The following is a 632-nucleotide window of genomic DNA, read 5'->3' as shown; positions in this document are numbered from 1 at the left end:
AGTAAAAGACCACCTTCTTAGAAGGTGGCTTTTGAGAATGCCCCCTGTAAGGGGGGCTATTGTTACTTCTCGCTTACTACTCTAACAATTCCATCTGCTGTTCATGCGTTTGTTCCGTTTTCTCCTGATGCCGCACATATCGTCTGATAATTTCCTCGTTCACACCGACTGTATCTACAAAGTATCCACGTGACCAAAAGTGGTTACCCCATAGCTTTTTTCGTATATGTGGAAAACGATTGTAGAGCCTGATAGCACTGCGGCCTTTCAGATGCCCCATCAGAGTTGATATCGAGATTTTAGGTGGGACGATTACTACAAGATGTACATGATCTGGCTGAATATTTAGCTCCAGAACCTCACAATCTTTTATTCCACAGAGAATGTAGATTGTCCTGTAAAGTTCCTTACCCAACTTATCTTTCAGGATCCTGAAGCGGTACTTTGGCGTCCAGACTATGTGGTATTTGCAACGCCAATATACATGTGATGAACTCCTGTAAAGCCCCATGTCGGTTTGTCTCCTTTTACTTGTGGTGAGTAAGCAGAGATATTCCGGCATGGGCATTCTTCAGGCTATAGCCTTACAGGATCAATCACCACCTCCCTAGGAGGTGGTTTAGGGATGACAA

Annotated in this window: 1 protein-coding gene; it reads right to left on the bottom strand. The window is 44.1% G+C overall.

All coding sequences use genetic code 11. The annotated features are described in order from the left end of the window. Nucleotides 1-76: 76 nt before the first annotated feature. On the bottom strand, nt 77-511 hold the full coding sequence (gene tnpA / locus PGQ95_RS26305; protein WP_061379590.1) for an IS200/IS605 family transposase: 435 nt from the start codon (nt 509-511) through the stop codon (nt 77-79). Nucleotides 512-632: the final 121 nt, after the last annotated feature.

Origin of the sequence: Klebsiella sp. 141240 (genome assembly GCF_050600805.1) — a bacterium.
GTDB classification, from domain to species: domain Bacteria; phylum Pseudomonadota; class Gammaproteobacteria; order Enterobacterales; family Enterobacteriaceae; genus Klebsiella; species Klebsiella aerogenes.
This window is presented reverse-complemented; position numbering and strand designations above follow the sequence as displayed.

What these genes read in the sequence shown, in the direction of transcription:
- tnpA (WP_061379590.1), bottom strand. Translation starts at nt 511, where the DNA reads ATGGGGCTTTACAGGAGTTCATCACATGTATATTGGCGTTGCAAATAC.